The following is a 7,165-nucleotide window of genomic DNA, read 5'->3' as shown; positions in this document are numbered from 1 at the left end:
CTGGTCGGGCGGGTGCTCGCGACGGCCGCCGAGGACGGGCGGCTGCGCCAGGTGCTGCTGACCGTCTCGGAGGGCAACGAACCGGCGCTGCGGCTCTACGCCTCCTGCGGGTTCGAGGTGTGGGGTCGGGAGCCGCGGGCCGTCCTGGTGGACGGGCGGGCGATGGCCAAGCTGCACATGGTGCGCCTGCTGGACTGACGCGAAGTCGGGCCCGGCCGTCCGGTTACGCCGGATGGCCCGTCCGGCTTTGACCACCCAGCAGCAGGTGGGACATTGGGGGTCGCTCCCGGTCCCGCCCGCCGGCTCCGGGGATCCACCGGAACATGCCTCCCAACGGAGTCGTGATGTCTCTTCTCGCGTCTCTGACGGCGACAGCGTCGTCCTCCGCCTCGGTGTGGGAGATCCTGGGCTGCGTCGGGGGTGCCGGCGGTCTCGGCGGCCTGGTCAACGCACTGCTGAGCGACAACAAGCTCGCCATTCCATGGATGAAGCGCGGCATCCTCCAGCCGGGATTCCTCGGGAACGTCCTCCTGGGAGCCTTCGGGGCCGTCGTCAGCTGGGGACTGTACGGCCCGCTCAAGGACACCGTCATCCTCGGCGCGCATCCGCCGACCGAAGCTCCGGCGGCCCTGACCGTCACCGCCCTGGTGGGAGCGGCGCTGACCGGAGTCGGTGGAGCCAGGTTGGTCACGTCCGAGGTCGACAAGCTGTTCCTGCGGAAGGCCGGCATGAACGCCGCCATCGTGCCGACCGATCCCGGACTCGCCAACACCCTGCGCACGGCGTCGCCCTCCGAGGCCGCCGCCACCGCCGAGGACAAGGCGCGGATCGCCTTGAACCAGCCCTCGCCGGGGGCAGGGGACTGAGTCGGGGGACTGAGCTGGGGGACTGAGCTGGGGGACTGACAATTGTCATGGTGCGGCGGTGAACCAGCACACTGCCGGGCGGGCCGCCCGCGCGGCCACGATGAGGGCATGACCGCAACCGATCTGCACCACCCCGACACCTGTCGGGCCTTCCGCACCGTCCGCCGGTTCGTGACCGCCTACCTCGGCCTCAGCGTCCTGACGCTGGCGGCCGCCTTCGCCCTCCGCTCCCACACCGACGTCGTGACCCAGGCGGTCTGGATCCGCGGCACCATCGTCGTGGCCAGCGCCGCCGTCACCCTGCTGCTCACCGTCCGCGCGGCGGGCGGCTCCCGCGGCGCCTTCCGGCGGCTGCGGATCCTCTCGGTCGTGATGATCGCCGCCATCGTCGCGATCATCGCCGTGCCGGGGACCTTCCCGGTCTGGATGAAGATCGAACAGGGCCTGTGCGGCCTCGCACTGCTGGGTGTGGCCGTGGTGATCAACGGACGGCAGCTGCGTACGCTGTTCGCCACGCTCTGATAGGGGGACTCGAGGGTGACCGACCTCGACCGTGAGACCGCGCCGAGGCCCGCCCACCAGTGGGCGGGGGGCTGGCGGCGGCTCCTGTTGGGCACCGGGATGCTGGTCTTCCCTGCACTCACCGCCGTGGCACTGGCCGGCAACGTCTCCGGGGCGGCCGCGGTCGCCGGGTACGCCGTGGTCGCCGCGTTCTGCCTCTGCTACGCGCTCACGGCACTCGCCCTCGCGCGCGACCAACGGAGGTGGATCAAACCGCTGTTGGTGGTGATGACCGTCCTGTTCCTCGCCGCACTGCCGTTCGCCCACGGGGACGCCTTCTACCTCGCCACCGTGATCGTCTCGGAGATCGCGGTGCTCTGGCGGAAGTACGCCGCCCGGGCGGTGGCCATCGGCACACTGGCCGCGCTGCTGCTGCCCTGGGCCGTACCCGCCTGGCACACCGGGCCCGGCGGATTCCAGGCGCTGGCCCTGCTGTTCACCGCGCTCACCTGCGGCGCCTTCGCCGAGATCGCCGCCACCAACCAGGCGCTGGTCGCCGCCCGGGCCGAGGTCGCGCGGCTCGCCTCCGAGGCCGAACGCAACCGGATCGCCCGGGACCTGCACGACCTGCTCGGGCACTCGCTCACCGCGATCACCGTCAAGTCCCGGCTCGCTCAACGCCTGGCGGGCAAGGACCTGGAGCACGCGGTGGCGGAGATGGCGGCCGTCGAGACACTGTCCCGCCAGGCGCTCTCCGACGTGCGGGGCGCCGTCACCGGCTACCGCGAGGTGAGCCTGGCCGGAGAAGTGGCCCGCGGCCGCGAACTGCTGCGCGCCGCCGGGGTGGTGGCCGACCTGCCCCGGGCTGCGGACGCGGTCGGGCCGGAGCACCGCGAACTGTTCGGCTGGGTGGTGCGCGAGGGCATCACCAATGTGGTCCGGCACGCCCGGGCCGACCGATGCTCGGTGGCCCTCACCGCCTCCTCGGTGGAGATTCGCGACGACGGTACGGGCGGTGGCGGGGGCGGTGGCGGTGGCGCAGTCGGGGCCGGCGTCGGGGGCGGCAAGGGCCTGACCGGTCTGCGGGAACGGGTCGCGGCGGCGGGCGGTACGGTCGAGGCCGGCCCGCTCGGCCCGCGCGGGTGGCGACTGCTGGTCACCGTCCCGCAGTCCGATACCGGCGCCGGTTCCGATTCCGCCTCCGAAGGGACGACATGACGATCCGCCTGCTGCTCGCCGAGGACCAGGAACTCGTCCGCACCGCGCTGCGCGCGCTGCTCGACCTGGAGGTCGACTTCGAGGTGGTCGCCGCCGTCGGACGCGGCGACCAGGTCGCGGAGGCGGCCCGCGAGCACCGCCCGGACGTCGCCCTGCTGGACATCGAGATGCCCGGACTGGACGGCCTGGCGGCCGCAGCGGTCCTCGCTCAGCAGGCCCCCGGCTGCCGGGTCGTCATCCTCACCACCTTCGGCCGCGGCGGCTACCTGCGCCGCGCCATGGAGGCGGGCGCGCTCGGCTTCGTGGTGAAGGACGCCCCGGCGGAGATGCTCGCCGACGCCATCCGCCGGGTCGCGATGGGGGAGCGGGTGGTGGACCCGGAACTCGCCGCCGCGACCCTCGCGGCCGGCACCTCCCCGCTCACCGCCCGCGAGCGCGACGTGTTGAACGCCTCCCGCTCAGGCGCGGGGGTCACCGAGATCGCCGGAAAGCTCTACCTCTCGGAGGGCACGGTCCGCAACTACTTCTCCTCCGCCATCGCCAAGACCGACACCCGCAACCGCACCGAGGCCCTGTGCGTGGCCGACGAGCGGGGCTGGCTCTGACCCGCTGGTGGCGCCATCGGATGCCCGCCGCCGAAATAGCGAAGACGGTCACCGGCCTCCCCTGGCGCCGTTAGCTTGACATCCTCCCCGTCCTCTAGGGGCGGGGATTCCTTCCGCGCCTGCGGCACGGTCACCCGTGGTCCGCTGGTCGCCGAGGTGGCTTCCCCGTTCGACGGGCTGTGCCCGGCGCGGGATCGCCACGCCGGGTCTGACCGGCCCTCCAGGGGCGTTCAGCCTGTCCGCCTGCCCGGCGGCCAGGATGTTGCGAGCAGCGTTGAGGTCACGGTCATGGCGCACACCACACGCACCGCCGGCCCACTCGCGGACCGCGAGGGGTTTGGGGCCGTCGCGGTGTCCGCACTCCGAGCAGAGCTGGGAGGAGGGGAACGCGCGGTGGACGGTGCCGATGTGGCGACCGTACCGGGCTGCCTTGACATCGGGTACGCCAGGCCGCCCTTGCGGGCCTCCTTCCGCACCGCGAGAGCGTCGTTGTACACCACCCGCGCACACCCGAACGTCCGGGCCAGCGCGGCACGCTGGCCGGCCGTCGGGTAGATGCGATAGGAGTATCGAAGGTGTATAAGAGCAACCTACCGACCTGCACTGACAAACGGCCCACGTCAGAACGTCCGGAGATCACTCCGCCGCTTCGCGGCTCCGAGCCAAGGACCCTACCCTCAGGGTGGGGGACCCCCATCTCCCCGGTCTGAAGGCCGGGGGGCATCCGGGGAGATCAAAGGTGAACCATGATGAACAGTTACTCCACGCCTCGTCGTTCGGCGCGGCGGCGGCCGCCTATGCCGAGCACCGTCCGGACTACGCGCAGGACGCGGTGCGCTGGGCGCTCGAACCCGCACCCGGCCCGCGCGTGCTCGACCTCGGCGCCGGAACCGGCAAGCTGACCACCACGCTGATCGCGATGGGCGCCGAGGTCATCGCGGTCGAGCCCGACCCGGCGATGCTCAGCGAGCTGCGTCGTTCGCTGCCGACCGTCCGCGGCCTGTCGGGCAGCGCCGAGTCGATCCCGCTGCCGGACGCCTCCGTCGACGCCGTGCTGGTCGGCAACGCCATGCACTGGTTCGACATGGCCGTCGCGGGGCCGGAGATCGCCAGGGTCCTCGCACCCGGCGGCATCCTGGCCGGCCTGTGGAACCTGATGGACGACCGGGTCGACTGGGTGGCCGGGCTCGCGGAGGCCAGCGGGAGCGCGGCCATCGGCCCGCGTGACACGCCCGCCAGTTGGCGCGTCCAGTCGGCCGGAGCGCACCTTCCGAAGAACGGCGGGCCCGCCCGGTTCGGCTCGTCGGAGCAGGTCGAGTTCGCGCACGGGCAGCGCCGCACCGCCGACTCGCTGGTCGCGACCCTGGCGACCCGCGCTGGGGTGCTGGTCCTGCCGGAGCGGGAACGGGACGCCCTGTTGGGCCGGATCCGCGAGTTCCTCGCCGGTCGACCGGAAACCGCCCACGGCGAGTTCACCCTGCCGATGCTGACCGGCGTGCTGCGCACCCGGCGGCTGTGAGACGTCGCATCGACGGCGGAGTCTGTCAGAGCCGGCTGCGAAGATCACGCCCATGGATCCCGCCGACGCTCTCGCCGACCTCGACGCCCACCCCTGGGCCTCCGTCTCGCACGCCTACGGTCCTGCCGAGGACCTGCCCGACCTGCTGCGCGCCCTCGCCGAGGGCGGCGGGGACGCCGAGGAGGCGATCTCCGAGCTGTACTCGTGCATCCTCCACCAGGGCACGGTGTTCCCCGCCAGTGCGGACGCCGTCCCGTACCTCGCCCGGATCGCCGCCGCCGAGTACGGGGCGGCCGAAGTCCTCTGTCTGCTGGGCGGATTGGCCGAGAGCGAGGACGAGTGCGGGATCGCGCCGGGCGCCGTCCGGGTCGCTGTGGCCGCCCAGATCCCGGTGCTGATACCGCTGTTGGCGCACGAGGAGGCGGACGTCCGGTCGCTCGCCGCCTGGACGGTCGGCCACACCCGGGACACCGAGGCCGCCCCTGCCGCCCTGCGGAGCCGCTGGGTGGCGGAGGCGGACCCCGGCGTCCGGGCCGAACTGCTCGTCGCCCTCGGCCGGGTGGACCTCTCCGGTGCCACCATCGAGGCCCGCGCGCTGCTCGGCGGGTCCACTCCCGCGCCGCTGCGACTGGCAGCGCTCTACGTCGCCCTGGACGCCCAGGAACCGTGGACCGACGCCCACCTCCACGCCGCTCTCGGCGTGTTGCCCTCGGGTGAACTCACCGTCGACCGGTACGGCATGCATCGCCGCACGGCACTGCGCGCGGTCGTCGACGGCCTGCTGGGCCGGGGGACCGAGACCGACCGCGAGAGCGCCTTCGCGCTGCTGGACGCCGCCCTGCGCAACCCCCGCCCCGAGGTGCGCGCCGAGGCGGTCTCGGCGGCCGACCACGCCTGCTACCTCTCCCGCAGCGCCCCCCAGCGGCTGGTCCCGGCCATCGCCCCGCTCGCCGCCGAGCACCCGGCGTCGACCCTGCTCGGCAAGCTCGGACCGGCCGCCGCCGAGGCCGCGCCCGTCCTCGCCGAACTCGCCGCCCGACCCGACGACGAGGCGGCCGACCAGGCGCTGGCCGAACTCGTCCGCATCGCGCCCCGACAGGCCGCCCCGATGCTGGCCCGGGACCTGGACCGGCGCCCCCGCGCACTCGACGCCGCGGGCGACTACCACGGCCCCGCCTTCCCCTTCGACCCGGCGCTACTCACCGCCGTCCGCGCGCGGCTGGCCGCCGACGGGCTCGGCACCAACGAGACCATCGACCTGGTCCACCTGTTGCGCCGGTGGGGGCCGCAGGCCGCCGCCGCGCTGGTCGAGCTGTACGCCGTGCTGCCCCGATGCCAGTACGCGGCCACCGCCATCGCGGCCGTCGCCGCCGACAGCCCGCAGGCCGAGCGCGAGCGGGCCGGTGCCGTTCTGCGGGCCGCCACCGGGTTCCTCGCGGCCCGCGCCCACCACACCCTCACCGGCGACACCGCCGTCCTGCTTCGCGCCGCCGCCGAGGGACTGACCGTCCCGCGCGAGGTCACCGAGGCCGCCCGGGCCGCCGCCGACCTGGGCGCGGTCGCCGCCGGGCTGCTCCCCGCCCTGCGCGCGGCGGTCAGCGAGGACGCCGAGCCGACCATCCCGCAGCTGGACCTCGACATCGCGATCGCCACCGCCCTCTGGCAGATCGCCGGAGACGCCGAGGAGGCCGTCACGATCCTCGCCTCCGTCCTGGACCGTACGGCCGGCAACCAGCTCTGGTACCGCGGGACCGTCGTCCGCGCGCTCCGCGCGGTCAGGAACCTCGGCGCGGCCGCCCGGCCACTGGTCCCGCGCCTGGAACACCTGCTCGCCGAACCCGAGAAGGCGCCCGCCGCCGCCCTCGCCCTGCTGGACGTCGCCGACCCCGACACCGTCGACCTCGACCAGCTCGCCGAGGCGGCCCTCCACTCCGCCGAGACCGGAGCGGACGTCGCGGGCGCCTGCGAGGCCCTTCAGGCCCTCGGCGCCGCCGCCCTGAGCGCCCACCAGCGTCTGCGCGTCGCCGAACTCGCCGAGGGGGACCGGCGCATCGTCGGCTTCGGCCTCGCGGACAGCATCATCCGCGAGGACGAGCGGCTGCGCGCCGTCCTGGCCGGCATCTGAGCCCTGGGCCGGGGCTGACGGATACGGACACCTCGCTTGGCCCGTTCGGGTGAGCCGGAGGAAGTGTGACCTGCCGCGGCCTACAAGCGGTGTGACAGCCGACGGCCGCGCACCCTACGCAGGGTCGGCATCGGGGCCGTACGATCCGGTCCGGCATCCCGACTTCCGTGCCAGACCGGTGCCTTCGTCGTGTCCGTCGAGGTTCGGCCTCGGGGGGGGGGAAAGGGGGGGGGGGGGAGCAAGGGGGGGGGGGGACCAAGGGGAGAAACAAAACTCCAGTGGTTTCTTCTCGGGGAAAAACACAAAAAGGGTCCCAGGAAGCTGTCCCAAG

The 7,165-nt window shown here is 73.7% G+C and carries 8 protein-coding genes and 1 pseudogene; 7 read left to right on the top strand and 2 right to left on the bottom strand.

What is annotated here, in order from left to right; genetic code table 11:
* The 5 genes from ACFQ87_RS41240 to ACFQ87_RS41220 form a co-directional block, all read left to right on the top strand.
* On the top strand, positions 1 to 198 hold a 198-nt coding region (locus tag ACFQ87_RS41240), incomplete at its 5' end, for a GNAT family N-acetyltransferase (protein ID WP_380616099.1).
* Between the two features lie 146 nt (positions 199 to 344).
* Positions 345 to 866 (top strand): hypothetical protein, encoded by a 522-nt coding sequence (locus ACFQ87_RS41235; protein ID WP_380616098.1) that lies wholly within the window; start codon positions 345 to 347, stop codon positions 864 to 866.
* Positions 867 to 974: 108 nt separating this feature from the next.
* Positions 975 to 1,388 (top strand): hypothetical protein, encoded by a 414-nt coding sequence (locus ACFQ87_RS41230; RefSeq protein WP_380616097.1) that lies wholly within the window; start codon positions 975 to 977, stop codon positions 1,386 to 1,388.
* A 15-nt stretch (positions 1,389 to 1,403) separates the two neighbouring features.
* Positions 1,404 to 2,585, top strand: coding sequence for a sensor histidine kinase (locus ACFQ87_RS41225; protein WP_380616096.1), 1,182 nt, complete (start codon positions 1,404 to 1,406; stop codon positions 2,583 to 2,585).
* Positions 2,582 to 3,190: a response regulator gene (locus ACFQ87_RS41220; RefSeq protein ID WP_380616095.1), complete on the top strand. Its 609-nt coding sequence runs from the start codon at positions 2,582 to 2,584 to the stop codon at positions 3,188 to 3,190. Before ACFQ87_RS41225 ends, ACFQ87_RS41220 begins: the two co-directional genes overlap by 4 nt.
* A 48-nt stretch (positions 3,191 to 3,238) precedes the next feature.
* Here the strand turns inward: ACFQ87_RS41220 and ACFQ87_RS41215 are convergent, their stop codons facing one another.
* Positions 3,239 to 3,700, bottom strand: coding sequence for a zinc ribbon domain-containing protein (locus ACFQ87_RS41215; RefSeq protein WP_380616094.1), 462 nt, complete (start codon positions 3,698 to 3,700; stop codon positions 3,239 to 3,241).
* A pseudogene (locus ACFQ87_RS41210) lies at positions 3,658 to 3,771 on the bottom strand (helix-turn-helix domain-containing protein); the annotation flags it as partial. The gene ACFQ87_RS41215 and the pseudogene ACFQ87_RS41210, both read right to left, overlap by 43 nt.
* Before the next feature lie 158 nt (positions 3,772 to 3,929).
* On the opposite strand from ACFQ87_RS41210, the gene ACFQ87_RS41205 reads away from it, so the two are divergent.
* Positions 3,930 to 4,709, top strand: coding sequence for a class I SAM-dependent methyltransferase (locus ACFQ87_RS41205; RefSeq protein WP_380616093.1), 780 nt, complete (start codon positions 3,930 to 3,932; stop codon positions 4,707 to 4,709).
* A 52-nt stretch (positions 4,710 to 4,761) separates the two neighbouring features.
* Positions 4,762 to 6,834, top strand: coding sequence for a hypothetical protein (locus ACFQ87_RS41200; RefSeq protein ID WP_380616092.1), 2,073 nt, complete (start codon positions 4,762 to 4,764; stop codon positions 6,832 to 6,834).
* Positions 6,835 to 7,165 lie beyond the last annotated feature (331 nt).

Origin of the sequence: Kitasatospora sp. NPDC056531 (assembly GCF_042794375.1) — a bacterium.
Classification (GTDB): domain Bacteria; phylum Actinomycetota; class Actinomycetes; order Streptomycetales; family Streptomycetaceae; genus Kitasatospora.
The sequence above is the reverse complement of the archived record's forward strand: the minus strand, read 5'-3'. Positions and strand labels throughout refer to the sequence as shown.

Coding starts and splice junctions, on each gene's coding strand:
- ACFQ87_RS41235 (WP_380616098.1), top strand. CDS start 345: ATGTCTCTTCTCGCGTCTCTGACGGCGACAGCGTCGTCCTCCGCCTCG.
- ACFQ87_RS41230 (WP_380616097.1), top strand. CDS start 975: ATGACCGCAACCGATCTGCACCACCCCGACACCTGTCGGGCCTTCCGC.
- ACFQ87_RS41220 (WP_380616095.1), top strand. CDS start 2,582: ATGACGATCCGCCTGCTGCTCGCCGAGGACCAGGAACTCGTCCGCACC.
- ACFQ87_RS41200 (WP_380616092.1), top strand. CDS start 4,762: ATGGATCCCGCCGACGCTCTCGCCGACCTCGACGCCCACCCCTGGGCC.